This is a genomic window from Bradyrhizobium canariense (genome assembly GCF_018130465.1).
GTDB classification, from domain to species: Bacteria; Pseudomonadota; Alphaproteobacteria; order Rhizobiales; family Xanthobacteraceae; genus Bradyrhizobium; species Bradyrhizobium canariense_C.
Genome location: NZ_JAFCKJ010000011.1, coordinates 50,628 through 65,652, shown reverse-complemented (window position 1 = coordinate 65,652; position 15,025 = coordinate 50,628). Strand labels below are relative to the sequence as shown.

General features: G+C 63.5%; 16 protein-coding genes. 4 read left to right on the top strand and 12 right to left on the bottom strand.

The features are described 5' to 3' along the window. Positions 1-159: 159 nt before the first annotated feature. Positions 160-867, top strand: a complete 708-nt coding sequence (locus JQ591_RS25710; protein WP_211398806.1) for a TetR/AcrR family transcriptional regulator — start codon at positions 160-162, stop codon at positions 865-867. 63 nt (positions 868-930) lie between these two features. Here the strand turns inward: JQ591_RS25710 and JQ591_RS25705 are convergent, their stop codons facing one another. From JQ591_RS25705 to glpD, 7 genes are all read right to left on the bottom strand, one after another. After that, complete coding sequence (locus tag JQ591_RS25705; protein ID WP_211398936.1) at positions 931-2,673, bottom strand: ABC transporter substrate-binding protein; 1,743 nt, start codon at positions 2,671-2,673, stop codon at positions 931-933. Positions 2,674-2,800: 127 nt separating this feature from the next. Next, positions 2,801-3,130, bottom strand: coding sequence for a DUF2160 domain-containing protein (locus JQ591_RS25700; protein WP_211398805.1), 330 nt, complete (start codon positions 3,128-3,130; stop codon positions 2,801-2,803). A gap of 10 nt (positions 3,131-3,140) precedes the next feature. Next, on the bottom strand, positions 3,141-3,947 hold the full coding sequence (locus tag JQ591_RS25695; RefSeq protein WP_018454979.1) for a carbohydrate ABC transporter permease: 807 nt from the start codon (positions 3,945-3,947) through the stop codon (positions 3,141-3,143). Further along, positions 3,947-4,849: a carbohydrate ABC transporter permease gene (locus JQ591_RS25690; protein WP_211398804.1), complete on the bottom strand. Its 903-nt coding sequence runs from the start codon at positions 4,847-4,849 to the stop codon at positions 3,947-3,949. Before JQ591_RS25690 ends, JQ591_RS25695 begins: the two co-directional genes overlap by 1 nt. Continuing rightward, the gene (locus tag JQ591_RS25685) at positions 4,849-5,934 is read right to left on the bottom strand and encodes an ABC transporter ATP-binding protein (protein WP_211398803.1); all 1,086 of its coding nucleotides are present in this window, start codon (positions 5,932-5,934) and stop codon (positions 4,849-4,851) included. The genes JQ591_RS25690 and JQ591_RS25685 overlap by 1 nt, the downstream gene beginning before the upstream one ends. A 12-nt stretch (positions 5,935-5,946) precedes the next feature. After that, positions 5,947-7,086, bottom strand: a complete 1,140-nt coding sequence (locus tag JQ591_RS25680; protein WP_211398802.1) for an ABC transporter ATP-binding protein — start codon at positions 7,084-7,086, stop codon at positions 5,947-5,949. Further along, positions 7,083-8,633: a glycerol-3-phosphate dehydrogenase gene (gene glpD, locus JQ591_RS25675; RefSeq protein WP_211398801.1), complete on the bottom strand. Its 1,551-nt coding sequence runs from the start codon at positions 8,631-8,633 to the stop codon at positions 7,083-7,085. The genes JQ591_RS25680 and glpD overlap by 4 nt, the downstream gene beginning before the upstream one ends. 231 nt (positions 8,634-8,864) lie before the next feature. Between glpD and JQ591_RS25670 the strand changes: the two genes are divergently transcribed. Both JQ591_RS25670 and JQ591_RS25665 read left to right on the top strand, forming a co-directional pair. Beyond that, on the top strand, positions 8,865-9,149 hold the full coding sequence (locus tag JQ591_RS25670) for a type II toxin-antitoxin system Phd/YefM family antitoxin (RefSeq protein WP_211398800.1): 285 nt from the start codon (positions 8,865-8,867) through the stop codon (positions 9,147-9,149). Continuing rightward, on the top strand, positions 9,146-9,571 hold the full coding sequence (locus JQ591_RS25665; protein ID WP_211398799.1) for a type II toxin-antitoxin system VapC family toxin: 426 nt from the start codon (positions 9,146-9,148) through the stop codon (positions 9,569-9,571). The genes JQ591_RS25670 and JQ591_RS25665 overlap by 4 nt, the downstream gene beginning before the upstream one ends. 2 nt (positions 9,572-9,573) lie before the next feature. On the opposite strand, the gene JQ591_RS25660 is transcribed toward JQ591_RS25665, so the two are convergent. Together JQ591_RS25660 and JQ591_RS25655 are read right to left on the bottom strand one after the other, a co-directional pair. Next, positions 9,574-10,419 (bottom strand): DeoR/GlpR family DNA-binding transcription regulator, encoded by an 846-nt coding sequence (locus JQ591_RS25660; protein WP_211398798.1) that lies wholly within the window; start codon positions 10,417-10,419, stop codon positions 9,574-9,576. Positions 10,420-10,510: 91 nt separating this feature from the next. Continuing rightward, entirely contained in the window at positions 10,511-11,197 is a 687-nt protein-coding gene (locus JQ591_RS25655) for an HAD family hydrolase (RefSeq protein WP_211398797.1), read from the bottom strand. 154 nt (positions 11,198-11,351) lie between these two features. Here JQ591_RS25655 and JQ591_RS25650 point away from each other — a divergent pair, with 154 nt between their 5' ends. Beyond that, complete coding sequence (locus tag JQ591_RS25650) at positions 11,352-11,819, top strand: nuclear transport factor 2 family protein (protein WP_211398796.1); 468 nt, start codon at positions 11,352-11,354, stop codon at positions 11,817-11,819. 281 nt (positions 11,820-12,100) lie between these two features. Here JQ591_RS25650 and JQ591_RS25645 read toward each other — a convergent pair whose 3' ends face one another. The 3 genes from JQ591_RS25645 to JQ591_RS25635 form a co-directional block, all read right to left on the bottom strand. Then, a complete protein-coding gene (locus JQ591_RS25645; protein ID WP_211398795.1) occupies positions 12,101-12,292 on the bottom strand; it encodes a hypothetical protein in 192 nt (63 codons plus the stop codon). Between the two features lie 216 nt (positions 12,293-12,508). Then, complete coding sequence (locus JQ591_RS25640) at positions 12,509-12,919, bottom strand: acyl-CoA thioesterase (RefSeq protein WP_211398794.1); 411 nt, start codon at positions 12,917-12,919, stop codon at positions 12,509-12,511. A gap of 7 nt (positions 12,920-12,926) precedes the next feature. Beyond that, on the bottom strand, positions 12,927-15,023 hold the full coding sequence (locus JQ591_RS25635; protein ID WP_211398793.1) for a 3-hydroxyacyl-CoA dehydrogenase NAD-binding domain-containing protein: 2,097 nt from the start codon (positions 15,021-15,023) through the stop codon (positions 12,927-12,929). Between the last annotated feature and the right edge of the window lie 2 nt (positions 15,024-15,025).

Here is a 15,025-nt window from a genome sequence, read left to right as displayed (position 1 = left end):
CACCAGCTGCCCCTTCCGTCATTGGGATCCGAGAATGTATGTAGTACTTACTACATAGCGAATACCAGACGCTGATGGTTGTCAATGTCGAAGAATCGGCGCGCTTGCCAAAAAGGCGGCAAGCCCCATCCTGCTGGTTGTGATTCCCTGGGATACGCAATGGCCAAAGATACAGAGCTGCCTGCCCGCACGCTTGCCGCCCCGCGCCTCAAGAAGGCGCCCAAGCGGAAGAGCGGCTCAACGGTTCGGCGGACGCGCGCCCCTGATCAGACTCGCGAGGCCATTCTGCGCGCGGCTGTCGGCGAATTTGCCCGCGAAGGCTTTGGCGGCGCGCGGGTCGATCGCATCAGCAAGGCCGCCAAGAGCAACGACCGGATGCTCTACTACTATTTCAAGAGTAAAGAGAAGCTCTTCCACCAGGTCATCGAGCATTGCTATGCCGATCTGGTCACGTCGGAAGAGGCGCTCGATCTCGATTTTTCCCGGCCGCGCCAGGCGCTCGCCGCACTGGTCGCCTTCAACTGGAACTACTATTGGGCCCATCCAGAGCTATTAAGCATCCTCGCTACGGAGAATCTCTTCAAGGGCCGTCATGTAAGGAACAACATCCGCCGCAGCTTCGCCAATACGCAACTCGGCATGCTGGAGCGCGTGCTCCAGAGCGGCATCGAACACGGCGAATTCGGGCGGGACTGCGACCGCTTCCACCTCTATCTCTCGATCCTCTCGCTCACCTATTTCTACCGCGCCAACCTCTACACGCTGTCGAGCTATACGCAGATGGACCTTGCGGATGAGGAGATGCGGAAGGCGTGGCTTGCACATGTGCAAACGGTGATCGGGGATCTGGTGAGACGCAAGGAGTGAAGCGCTCACCACAAAGAAAAAGGCCGGGATCGCTCCCGGCCTTTCGTCGTTATCAGATGTACCTTACTGCAGCGAGGCGCGCTTCGGGGGCTGGGCCGGCCACGACTTGATCAGGGTGTCGTAGTCGACCGTCTCGCCCTTCGGCTTCTCGTTGGCGAGCTTGCGCTGCGGGGCGATGGTGCCGTCCTTCTGAGCCTTGGCGAACCAGTACTCGGCCGACTCCTTCTTGTGCAGCTTCGGACCGCAGGCGCCCTGCACGCCGGACTTCTCCAGACGCTCCATCACGGAGTCCTGGGCGGCGGCAAGCGAGTCCATCGCGGCTTGCGGCGTCTTCGCACCGGACGACGCATCGCCGATGTTCTGCCACCACAGCTGCGCGAGCTTCGGATAGTCGGGCACGTTGTTGCCGGTCGGGGTCCACTGCACGCGCGCGGGCGAGCGGTAGAACTCGATCAGACCGCCGAGTTTCGGCGCACGCTCCGTGAACGACTTGTCCCAAATGTCGGATTCACGGATGAATGTGAGACCGACATGGCTCTTCTTCAGCGACACCGTCTTGGAGATGATGAACTGGAGATAGAGCCAGGCTGCCTTGCGGCGATCCGCCGGGGTCGACTTCAGAAGCGTCACGGAGCCGGCGTCCTGGTAGCCGAGCTTCATGCCTTCCTTCCAGTACGAACCGTGCGGCGACGGAGCCATACGCCATTTCGGCGTACCGTCCGCGTTCATCACGGCGATGCCCGGCTTCACCATGTCGGCGGTGAAGGCGGTGTACCAGAACATCTGCTGGGCGATGTTGCCCTGCGCCGGCACCGGACCCGACTCGGAGAAGGTCATGCCCTGGGCCTGCGGCGGAGCGTATTTCTTCATCCACTCGAGGTACTTGGTGATCGAGTAGACCGCGGCCGGACCGTTGGTGTCGCCGCCACGCTCGACCGAGGAGCCGACCGGACGGCAGCCTTCCATGCGGATGCCCCATTCGTCGACCGGCAGACCGTTCGGGATGCCCTTGTCGCCGTTACCGGCCATCGACAGCCAGGCGTCGGTGAAACGCCAGCCGAGCGACGGGTCCTTTTTGCCATAGTCCATATGGCCATAGACCTTGACGCCGTTGATCTCCTTGATGTCGTTGGTGAAGAACTCGGCGATGTCCTCATAGGCGGACCAGTTCACGGGAACGCCGAGCTCGTAGCCATACTTGGCCTTGAACTTGGCCTTGTAGTCGGCGTTGGTGAACCAGTCGTAGCGGAACCAGTAGAGGTTCGCGAACTGCTGGTCGGGCAGCTGATAGAGCTTGCCGTCCGGCGCCGTGCCGAACGACTTGCCGATGAAGTCGTTGACGTCGAGCATGGGATCGGTGACGTCCTTGCCCTCACCGGTCATGTAGTCCGACAGCGCGATGGTCTGGCCGTAACGGAAATGCGTGCCGATCAGGTCGGAATCGTTGATCCAGCCGTCGTACACGTTCTTGCCGGACTGCATCTGGGTCTGCAGCTTCTCGACGACGTCACCTTCCTGGATGATGTCGTGCTTGAGCTTGATGCCGGTGAGCTCGGAGAACGCCTTGGCCAGCGTCTGCGACTCGTATTCGTGGGTCGTGATGGTCTCGGAGACGACGTTGATCTCCATGCCCTTGAAGGGCTCGGCGGCCTTGGCGAACCACTCCAGCTCCTTCTTCTGCTCGTCCTTCGACAGCGTCGAGGGCTGGAATTCCGCGATCCACTTCTGGATCGCGGCGTCGTCGGCGGCGCGAACCGGCGCCGAGACGGCGAACGACACCGCGACGATGGCGGCGACGCTGGACATCGTCAGAAAACTGCTCTTGCTCAATGGACGTTCCCTTCTCCTAAACTGCCGCATGTTGTTCCTCCGTTGCAGCGACAAACTTTCTACAGGCCCGGGTTGGTCCCGGATCTGGCCGTTCCTTCGCGGGCTAGACCGTGCGGAAAATGAGTACGGCCGTGGCCAGCGAAATTCCTGATGCGATCCAAAGGCGCGAAATTTCAAGTCCGTCCTCGCCGATCGGCAGCGTGGCGAGGGCGTCGGTGCCGGCGAAGGCGATCCAGAGCAGGTGGATGACCGCCGCCGTGATCAGGGAGATGAACAGGCGGTCGCCGCGCGTGGTCGGAATGCGCAGCACGCCGACGCGCTCGGCTTCGGGATAGGCCACCCCAAGCCAGGTCATCACGGCAAGCGTGCAGGCGAGCGCGACAAAGAAGATCGCCGTCGGCGGCGTCCAGGCCATCCATGCAATAGATTCCATTGATGCCTCCCTAGACCCGACCGAGCGCAAAGCCGCTCGCGATGTAATTGCGGACGAACCAGATCACGAGCGCGCCCGGAATGATGGTGAGCACGCCGGCCGCCGCCAGCAGACCCCAGTCCATGCCCGCAGCCGACACCGTGCGCGTCATGATCGCCGCGATCGGCTTGGCCGAGACCGAGGTCAGCGTGCGCGCGAGCAGCAACTCGACCCAGGAGAACATGAAGCAGAAGAAGGCGGCGACGCCGATGCCGCTCGCGATCAGCGGCACCAGGATCTTGATGAAGAAGCGCGGGAACGAGTAGCCGTCGAGGAAGGCGGTCTCGTCGATCTCGCGCGGCACGCCGGAGACGAAGCCTTCCAGGATCCACACCGCCAGCGGGACGTTGAAGATGCAGTGCGCGAGCGCGACCGCCCAGGGCGTATCGAACAGCCCGATCGCCGAATAGAGGTTGAAGAACGGCAGTGCATAGACCGCCGCCGGCGCCATGCGGTTCGACAGCAGCCAGAAGAACAGATGCTTGTCGCCGAGGAAGCGGTAGCGCGAGAAGGCATAGGCCGCAGGCAAGGCCACCGAGATCGAGATGATGGTGTTGAGGACGACGTATTCCAGCGAGTTGATATAGCCGGAATACCAGCTCTCGTCGGTGAAGATGCGCTTGTAGTGCTGAAGCGTCGGAGCGTGCGGCCACAGCGTCATCGTCGAAACGATCTCGGCGTTGGTCTTGAAGCTCATGTTGACGAGCCAGTAGATCGGTAACAGCAGGAAGATCAAAAACAGCGCCATGATGAGGCGACGGCCGGGGATCGAATGCATCACGCGGCTCCTTCCTGCGGCTTCCGCTCGGCGCCGGCATTGGTCATGACGGTGTAGAAGATCCAGCAGACGATCAGGATGATGAGGTTGTAGACCAGCGACAGCGCAGCGGCCTTGCCGAGGTCGAACTGGCCGAGTGCGATCTTGACCAGTTCGATCGACACGAAGGTCGTCGAATTGCCGGGCCCGCCACCCGTCACTACGAACGGTTCGGTGTAGATCATGAAACTGTCCATGAACCGCAGCAGCACCGCGATCAACAGCACGCGGTTCATCTTTGGCAGCTGGATCGCCCTGAACACCGCCCAGCGCGAGGCGCCGTCGATCTGGGCTGCCTGGTAGTAGGCCTCCGGGATCGACTTCAGGCCGGCATAGCACAGCAGCGCGACCAGGCTGGTCCAGTGCCAGACGTCCATCACGATGACGGTAACCCAGGCGTCGATGTCGTTGGAGACGTAATTGTAGTCGATGCCGATGGCATTGAGAACGTAGCCGAGCAGGCCGATGTCGGGGCGGCCAAAGATCTGCCAGATCGTGCCGACCACGTTCCACGGGATCAGCAGCGGCAGCGCGAGGATGACGAGGCAGGCCGCAACCGTCCAGCCCTGGCGCGGCATCGACAGCGCGACGACGATGCCGAGCGGCACCTCGATCGCGAGGATCACCAGCGAGAAGAACAGATTGCGGCCGAGCGAGGCGAGGAAGCGGCCGCCGAGGTCGGTCGAAGGATCGAGCAATTCCTTGAACCAGCCGACACCGTTCCAGAAGAACTGGTTGTTGCCGAAGGTGTCCTGCATCGAATAGTTCACCACCGTCATCAGCGGCAGCACCGCCGAGAAGGCGACGACCAGGAACACCGGCAGCACCAGGAACCAGGCTTTTTGGTTGATGGTCTTGTCCATCAGGCGGCTCCCTCCACCAGAAGGCTGTCGGCATAGACGTGGACGTGCGACGGATCGAATTTCAGGCCGGCCGTGCCGTCCGGGCTGGTGAAGCCGGCCGGCGCGCGGGCCGCGAGTTTTGCGTCACCGAGCCGCGCACGCGCGAAGCGGATGCGGCCGAGGTCGTCGACGCGTTCGATCTTCGCACTGAGCAGGCCGGGCGCAGGCGCGACCACCTCGACGAATTCTGGACGGACGCCAATCTCGATCTTCGCGCCATCAGGCAGCTTGTCGTAGCTGCGGTTGAGCGCGATGACATGACCGTCGACCTTGGCCTCGCGGCCCCTCACCTCGGCCGGCAGGATGTTCATGCCGGGCGAGCCGATGAAGTAGCCGACGAAGGTGTGCGCCGGCTTGTCGAACAGCTCGGCCGGTGTGCCGCTCTGCACCACGCGGCCGTCATGCATGACCACGACGGTGTCCGCAAAGGTCAGCGCCTCGGTCTGGTCGTGGGTGACGTAGATCATCGTAAGGTCGAGCTCGCGATGCAGCGCCTTCAGCTTGGAGCGAAGCTGCCATTTCAGCTCGGGGTCGATCACGGTGAGCGGCTCGTCGAACAGCACGGCGGCGACGTCGGAGCGCACCAAGCCGCGGCCGAGCGATATCTTCTGCTTGGCATCGGCCGTGAGCCGCGTCGCCTTGCGGTTCAGATAGGGCTCGAGGTCGAGCAGGCGCCCGATCTCGGCGACGCGCTTGTCGATCTCGGCCTTCGGAACGCCGCGGTTTTTCAGAGGAAACGCCAGATTCTGCCCCACCGTCATGGTGTCGTAGATCACCGGAAACTGGAACACCTGGGCGATGTTGCGCTTCTGGGTTGACAGCGGTGTGATGTCCTCGCCGTCGAACAGGATTTTCCCCCGCGACGGCGTGATGATGCCGGAGATGACGTTGAGCAGCGTGGTCTTGCCGCAGCCGGACGGCCCGAGCAGCGCGTAGGCGCCGCCCTGCCGCCAGGTCATGGTGACGGGCTTGAGAGCAAAGCTGTCCTGCGGCGCATCATTGCCGCCGTAGGAGTGGGCGAGATCGACGAGGTCAATGCGGGCCATGTCGCATCCCCCTCAGGCTTTTTTCTTTGACGCGTTTTCTTCACGCGAACCGCTCGGCACTTCGCTTGAAAACGCTATGGGACCAGGTGCCGCGACCAGCCGGTCGGCTGCATCGAAAACAAAAACGTCATTGGGATCGAGCACGGCATCGAGCGTCTGGCCGGGCTCGAACTCGTGCACGCCGTGCAACACCGCCACCCAGTTCGATCCGTCGCGGGTCAGATGCACGAAACTCTCCGAACCGGTGATCTCGGTCACCGTTACCGTGGCATGGAAGGCGTGGCGGTCAGTCTCGCCATTGGCAAGCGCGAGCTGGTGTGCACGAAATCCGACTCGATAGGTGCCGTCCGCGAGAGAGGAATAGAGACCGGACGCCGGCGCGGCGATGCCTCCCGCATATTGCACGGAGCCGTTCTTCTTCTCGATGCCGACGAGATTCAGTGGCGGATCAGAGAACACCTGCGCGACCCGCAAGGTCTGCGGATGACGGTAGACGTTGGGCGTCTGGCCGATCTGGAGCGCCTGTCCCTGCCACATGCACACCGTGTTGCCGCCGAGAAGCAGCGCCTCGGTCGGCTCGGTGGTGGCATAGACGAAAATCGCGCCGGACGCCTCGAAGATGCGCGGTAGCTCGGTGCGGAGCTCCTCGCGGAGCTTGTAGTCGAGATTGGCCAGCGGCTCGTCGAGCAGCACGAGATCGGCGCCCTTCACCAGCGCGCGCGCCATCGCGGTTCGCTGCTGCTGGCCGCCGGAAAGCTGGAGCGGTGTGCGCTTCAAGAACGGCTCGAGCCTGAGCAGCCGGGCGGCTTCCGCGACCCGCGCCTCGATCTCGGCGCGCGGCTTGCCCTGCACGCGCAAGGGCGAGGCGATGTTCTCGTAGACCGATAGCGAAGGATAATTGATGAACTGCTGATAGACCATGGCGACCGAGCGCTGGCGCACGTCGACACCGGTGACGTCCTTGCCGTTGACCAGCAGCTTACCCGATGTCGGCTTGTCCAAGCCTGCGAGCAACCGCATGATCGAAGTCTTGCCCGACAGCGTCGGCCCGAGCAGCACGTTGAGCGTGCCACTCTCGAGCGTCAGCGAGACGTCGCGGATGTGCGGGATACCGTCGACAGTCCGGGTCACGTGATCGAGTGTCACGGTCATGAGCGTCCTCCGGCTTCCAGCAGGGGACTTTGCTGCACGGCGTGGGTCCTGATCCAGTCGTCAAGCGCTGCGATCTCGTCGGCACTTAGTCGCAGGCCGAGCTTGGAACGGCGCCAGACGATATCTTCGGCGGTGACGGCCCATTCGTTGGCCATGAGATAGCGGACCTCGCGCTCGGTCAGCGTCGCACCGAAGGCCTGGCCGAGATCGGCCGTCGATTTCGCATCCCCAAGCAGCTTGATCGCCCTCGTGCCATAGGCGCGCGCGAGGCGCCGCGCATGCTCGTGGCTGAGGAAAGGATAGCCGCGCTGAAGCTCGGCGATCAGGCCGTCGACATCGGACACGCCCATGTCGCCGCCGGGCAGCGGCCACTTGCCGGTCCAGCCTTCGCGCGCTTTCGCACTGCGAAGATAGGGCGCGAGCCGCTCCAGCGCCTCCTCGGCGAGACGGCGGTAGGTCGTGATCTTGCCGCCATAAATCGACAGCAGCGGCACGCCGCCGGGCGTGTCGAGCTCGAACACATAGTCGCGCGTCGCGGCCTTGGCTTCGCTGGCGCCGTCGTCATAGAGCGGACGCACGCCGGAATAGGTCCAGACCACGTCATCGGGCGTGACAGGCTTGGCCAGATATTCGCTTGCCGCCGTGCAGAGATACTGGATCTCCTCGGCCGTCGCCTTCACCTTGGCGGGATCGCCTTCATAGTCGCGGTCGGTGGTGCCGATCAGCGTAAAATCGTCCTGATAGGGAATGACGAAGATAATGCGGCCGTCAGCATTCTGGAACATGTAGGCACGGTCGTGGTCGTAGAGTTTCTTCACGACGATGTGCGAGCCTTGCACCAGGCGCACCTTGGCTTTCGCGTTGACGCCGGCGCCGCGGCCGAGCACGTCCTCGACCCAAGGACCGCCGGCATTGACCAGCGCGCGAGCCTGGATCGACGAACGCGCGCCGGTCAGCGTGTCGATCATGCTGACGGTCCAGATGCCGTCGGACTGCTTGATATCAGTCGCGCGAGTGCGGGTGCGGATCTCGGCGCCCTTGTCGGCGGCATCGCGCGCGTTGAGCACGACGAGACGAGCGTCGTCGACGAAGCAGTCGGAATATTCGAACGCGCGACCATAGCGGTTGGGGATCAGCGGGCGGCCGACCTCGTCACGCCTGAGATCGACCGAGCGCGTGGCCGGCAACAGATGACGGCCGCCGATGTGGTCATAGAGGAAGAGGCCGAGGCGCAGCAGCCAGGCCGGCCGCAGGCCCGCATGGTGCGGCAAAACGAAACGCAGGGGCCGAATGATGTGGGGCGCGATGCCCCAGAGGATCTCACGCTCGATCAGCGCCTCGCGGACCAGCCGAAACTCGTAATATTCGAGATAGCGCAGGCCGCCATGGACCAGCTTGGTCGACCAGGACGACGTCCCGCTCGCCAGATCGTTCATTTCGCACAGGAAAACCGTGTTGCCGCGGCCCACCGCGTCGCGCGCGATGCCGCAGCCGTTAACACCGCCTCCGATAATGGCGAGGTCGAAAATACGCTCCAACAGACGCATCCCCCGGCGACCGCCCGTTCAATCGAGCGGTTACTTTCGTTTTTGATTAGATCACACCAAAAAACGAAAGCAAGATGAAAGAGAGGAGAAAGGAAGTGAAAGCGGAACTTTTTCGCGGGCAAAAGGCTGTGGAAATGGGCAGTTTGGATGGCAGTTCGAGAAGCAGCAGCGCCCTTGAATGATTAGCTTCGCAGAATTATAGTCAAAATAGTCATATTGGTTCTCGTTCACATGGCCGACCGCAATACTGCACCCGACTCGCTTCCGACTGATGACATCTGGACGCTTGCCAACGCCAAGGCCCGGCTCTCCGAAGTGATCGACCGTGCCCAAGCCGGCCCGCAAATCATCACCCGACACGGCAAGCCCAATGCGGTGATCGTTTCCGCCGAGGAATGGGCGCGCAAGACGGCGCGTAAAGGCACCTTAGCCGAATTCCTGCTGGCTTCGCCGCTGCGCAGCGCCGACCTCGAGCTTGAACGCGTGCACGACGCGCCGCACGACGAGATGCCGTGAATCTACTGCTCGACACCAACGTGTTGTCGGAGGTCCAGAGGCCGGCCCCTTCGCCGAAAGTCTTGTCATGGCTTGATACGATCGACGAGGATCGTGCGTTCATCAGCGTGGCATCGATCGCCGAGCTTCGCCGCGGCATCGCATTGCTGGAGGACGGCCGTCGGCGCGCAGCACTGGCCGCCTGGCTTGCCCACGATCTGCCGGAGCGTTTTGCCGGGCGCACCCTGCCGATCGACCACGCGGTGGCGGAACGCTGGGGCGACCTGATGGCACAGAGCCGCAAAAGCGGCATCGCGCTGTCCGTCATGGATGGCTTCTTTGCCGCGACAGCGCTCGCAAACGACCTCACGCTCGTGACGCGCAATGTGAAGGATTTCGCGGTATTCGGCGTGCCGCTGCTCAACCCGTGGGACGACCCATAGTCCTACCTCAGCCGCAGCACCGGCGCCGATTCGGGTGCTGCATCCTGCACATCGGCCTGAGCCTCATCGACATCGGCTCCCTTCGGCATTGCCGCCATCACCTCGATGCCCTTGCTGTGGCAGATGGTGGCGAGGCGCTCGGGCAGTTCCTGGTCGGTGACGAAGGTCTGGATCTGGCTGATATGGGCAATGCGGACCGGCGCGCTGCGGCGAAGCTTGGTCGAGTCCGCGACCAGCATGACGCTGCGGGCGTTGGCGATGATGGCCTGCGCCACCTGCACCTCGCGATAGTCGAAGTCGAGCAGCGCGCCCTCCTCGTCGATCGCGGACGCCCCGATGATGGCGTAGTCGACCTTGAACTGGCCGATCAGCTGCGTCGCGGTCGAACCGACCACCGCACCGTCGGCGCGCCGTACCGTGCCGCCGGCGACCACCACCTCGATGCGGGGGTGACGATAGAGCAGCATGGCAACGTTGAGATTGTTGGTGATGACGAGGAGATCCTCGTGCGAGGTCAGCGCGCTCGCGACCTCCTCGGTCGTGGTGCCGATGTTGATGAAGAGCGAGCAGCCGTTCGGGATCAGCGATGCGGCCGCGACTCCAATCGCCTTCTTCTCGTCGGCGGCGACGAAGCGCCGCGCCTCATAGGCGAGGTTTTCCACGCCGGAGGCGATGATGGCGCCGCCATGGATACGGGTCAGCGAGCGGCGCTCGCAGAGATCGTTGAGATCCTTGCGGATGGTCTGCGCCGAGACCTCGAACCGGCGCGCCAGCTCCTCGACCATGACGCGGCCCGAGGCCCGCGCAATGTTCAGGATTTCGGCTTGGCGATGGGTCAGTCCGGTCACGGCGATGGCCTCAAGTCAGGAAGCTGCATGGTGCGGCGGTTCGCGCGTTCGGTCAATGCGCGCACCGATCACGGTTAACGGACGAAGGTTCTCACCACGCCATTGCGGTGGCGAGGCGCGCCAGCAGGCCCGGATCGTCGAAGGCGCTGGCGGAGGCGATAGCGCCTGATGCAACCAAGTCAGCATGGCTGAGGCTGGTCCGGATGCCAATGGTCGGAATGCCGGCCGCTACGGCCGACTGCACGCCGGTGCGGGAGTCCTCGAATGCGATCGAAGCCATCGCGCTGGCACCGGCAAAGCGTAGCCCCTCCTGATAGGGCAGCGGATGCGGCTTGCCGTGCGGCAGCTCGGCACCGATCACGAGCGCCTTGAAACGGTGTGCGATGCCGAGGCCGGAGAGCAGCAGCTCCGCGTTGAGGCGCGGCGCGTTGGTCACGGCGACCATGGGAATGCCGGCCGCGTCCGCCCGGTCGAGCAGCGCCATCAGGCCCGGCAGCGGCTCGATCTGCCCGGCTACCAGCGCGCGGAAGACTCCCTCCTTCTCATCGAGGATCAAGGCACGCCGTTCGGGCGGCTCGTCGGGCAGAAAGCGTTCGCCGATCGATACATTGGCGAAACCTTGCAGCTCCCTGGAGAAGCGCGCGTGATCGAAGATATGACCGCGAGGGCCGAGCACCTCGTTGAAGGCCTTCAAGTGCAAGGGATCGGTGTTGGCGAGCGTGCCGTCGATGTCGAACAGCAATGCCCTGCTCGTCTCCTTGCCGATAGCCTCGATCATTTCCGTACTTTCCCGAATATATGACGCATCAATACGAAAGCCGTATCAATACAGCCTCAATCACGCAATGACGCTCGTGCATGACCACCACGCGACACTCGACAAAGTCGCGCGCGGCTGCAACACTCCATGCAAGATCAAAAAGGAGGAAACGATGACGATCAACCGACGCGATCTGGCTCTCTCGACTCTTGCTCTCCCAGCTCTTGCCGTCTCAGCTCTTGCGCTCACAACACCGGTGCTGGCGGCCTCGGCGGACGAGGAAGCCGTGGCGAAGAAGGTCGAGGCGTTCCGTCTCGCCCAGATCGCGGCTGATCCCAAGGCGCTTGGCGCGCTCTGCGCCGACGAGGTGAGCTACAGCCATTCCAGCGGCAAGGTCGAGGACAAGGCGACCTTCGTCACCAACGCCACCGACGGCAAGTCCAAATTCCTGTCGGTCGAATACAAGGACCCGACCATCAAGGTCGTCGGTCCCGCTGCGATCGTGCGTTTCCACTGGGTGGCGGAACAGGAGATGGCGGCCGATGGGAAAAAAGTGCCGACCAACCTTCACATCCTGATGAACTGGCAGAAGCAGGGCGACGACTGGAAGCTGCTGTCGCGGGCTGCAACGAAGTTGTGATGATGATTCTCACCCTCTCCCCTTGTGGGAGAGGGTGGCTCGCCGCATAGCGGCGAGACGGGTGAGGGGTATGCCTCCGCGAAGCAAATCTCTCACTGCTGAACTCGCTGAAACAACCCCTCATCCGGCGCCGTAGCCGATGCAAAGCATCGGCGTTCCTAAACAGCGGCGGCCGAAGGCCGCCTATGCCACCTTCTCCCACAAGGGGAGAAGAGAAGGCAGAGCACGCGGCAAAAGATTCCGGGCTCGCGCTCTGCGCGCCCGGAACGACAGGCGGAAAATTATGCCGCTTCCTTCACATCACCGTTAATTAGCTTGCGCGCGGCGCGCTCGGCTTCACGGGCATTGCGGAAGAGTTGGCCTTCGAGGCGGTTGAATTGGTGGGACGAGGCGAAGAAGCAATAGCCTCCGTCGCCGCGAACCACGATGCCCGCGGTCTGCGAATTAACCTCGATGATGTAGCTGTCCGGCATGGTCCGTGGATTCCTCAGTGCGGGCAAATAACCGGATCCCTGCCCGAAAGTTCCTCGGACAAATCATGCGGTTTCCACCCCGAATCGACAGGCAATTGAGTACGCCGCGACCTCATCCGTTTTATGACTGGTTCTTGGCAAAGCCGCGACGCCGTGACTCAGTCGCGCCGCGTTTGGCCGCGCCGCACCTGAGATGAGGCGCAACGCCGCGTGCGATTACGTCGCGATCGCGGTGTCGGTCGGACGAACCGCCTGTGGGCGGCCGTGCTCGTCGATCGAGACGTAGGTGAAATTGCCGTCGGTGACGAGGAACGGTTGCTGCTCCCCGCGGCGCAGCGCCCATGCTTCCAGATGCACGGTGATGGACGTGCGCCCGACGCGAACGAGGTGGGCGTGAACCGAAACGAGATCGCCGACATAGACGGCCTTGCGGAAATTCATCGCCTCGATCGCGACGGTCACCGTGCGCGACTTTGCGACCTTTGACGCAAACACGCCGCCGCCGACATCCATCTGGCTGAGCAGCCAACCGCCGAAAATGTCGCCGTTTGCGTTGGTGTCGGCAGGCATCGCCAGCGTGCGGATGCAGAGATCACCGCTCGGCCCGGCATTGGCTTGTTCGTTCATACCTGTCTCACTTGAAATTGTCCCAGCCCGGATCCGGCGCAAAGCGTTCGCCGAATCTCCCGGCGAGCGCGCGCAAGGTGGATACGACATTATCCACGCCACGCGTACGCGCGTAGTTCAACGGACCGCCACGGAACGGTGCATAACCGGTGCCGAAGATCATGGCACCGTCGACCATGTCGGCATCATCGACGATACCCTCGCGAAGCGCCGCGACGCAGACGTTGGACATCGGCAGCACCAGGCGGTCGATCATCTGATCGGTGACGCGCGGACCGGTCTCGGGCAACGGCGCCTTCTCGGCCTTGCCGTCGCGCCAGACGTAAAAGCCCTTGCCGGTCTTGCGGCCGAGTTCGCCCTTGGCGACCTTCTCGCGCAGCCAGGCCGGCGTCGGCGGCAGCAGATCGCCGAACTTGGTGCGCAGCATGTCGCCGACATCAATGCAAATGTCGAGCCCGACCTGGTCGGCCAGTTCGATCGGCCCCATCGGCATGCCGAACTGCTCCGCGGCGGCGTCGATCAGGCGCTGGTCGATCTTCTCGTCCAGCATCACCATCGCCTCCAGCATGTAGGGCGTCAGCGCGCGGTTGACGAGGAATCCCGGCGAGCTCTTCACCGACAACGGCAGCCGGTCGACCGCGCCGACGAAGGCGAGTGCTTCCTTCAGCACCTGCGTATCGTTACCGTCATGGCTGACGATTTCGACCAGTTGCAACCGCGACACCGGGTTGAAGAAGTGGAGGCCGACCAGCCGCTCCGGCCGCGCCAGCGTGGTTCGCAGATCCTGCAGCGGAATGCTCGAGGTGTTGGTCGCCAGGATCGCGCCCGGCTTCATCCGCGGTTCGAGGCCGGCATAGACCTTCTGCTTCAACTCGAGCTTTTCGGGGACCGCCTCGATGATGAGATCGGCGTTGCGGACACCCTCCCCGTCCATGTCGGGGATCAGGCGATCGAGCGCGTCGCGCACGTCGGTCGGCTTGCGGATGATCTTGCCGTAGAGCTCGGCGGCGCGCTTGACCGCGCCCGCGATCGGCTCCGCCTTCATGTCGGCGAGCGAGACGCGCAGCCCCTGCCCGGCGCACCAGGCCGCAATGTCGCCGCCCATGGCGCCGGCGCCGATGACGTGGACATGCTTGATGGTGTTGCCGGTGCCTGCCGCCTTCTTCATCTGCTCGCGCAGGAAGAACACGCGGATCAAATTCTGCGCGGTCGGCGTCACCATCAGCTTGGCGAATGAGGCCTGCTCCGCCCTGAGCATCGCGGCCTTGCTGCCGCCATGGGTTTCCCAGAGATCGATCAAGGCATAGGGTGCAGGATAATGCTCGCGGGACGCGGCCTTCGCAGCTTCGCTGCGCATGCGCTTGGCAAGGAGCCCGCGCACCGGTCCGAAATTGGCTGCGCGCGTGAGCAACCCCGGCCGCACCCGCTTCAACCGACCAAACAGCGCGTCCTTCACCGCGCTGCGAACGTGGCGCTCCTGGGTCACGGTGTCGACGAGGCCGAGCGATCTGGCGCGGCGGGCATCGATAGTGCGGCCCGTCAGCATCAGGGCCATCGACTGGGTCGGATTGACCAGCGCGGTGAAGCGCGCGGTGCCGCCGAGACCGGGATGCAGGCCGAGCATCACCTCCGGGAAGCCAAAGCGCGCGCCGTCGATGGCGATGCGCGATTGGCAGGCGAGCGCGACTTCGAGCCCGCCGCCGAGGCAGAAGCCGTGGATCACCGCGACCGTCGGCAGCTTCAGCGCTTCCAGATGGTCGACGACCGCATGGGCGGCGCGGATGCGCGTCTCCACCATTTCGGCATCACTGGCGCCACGGAATTCGTTGACGTCGGCGCCCGCGATGAAGCCGGACGGTTTGGCGGAGCGGATCACGAGGCCGGCAGGACGCTCGGTCTCGATCGCCGCCAGCACGGCGTCGAACTCCTCCATCACGTCCGAAGACAGCGTGTTGGCGCCGGCACCGGCGCGGTCGAACAGGAGCCAGGCGACGCCGTCAGCGTCGCGCGTCAGCTTGAAGTTCTTGTAGGGACTGTCTGACGCCGGCTGCGGTCCGAGCGCGAGGACGCGATCGCCGAGCGCGGTCATGATCTTGGAATCCATGG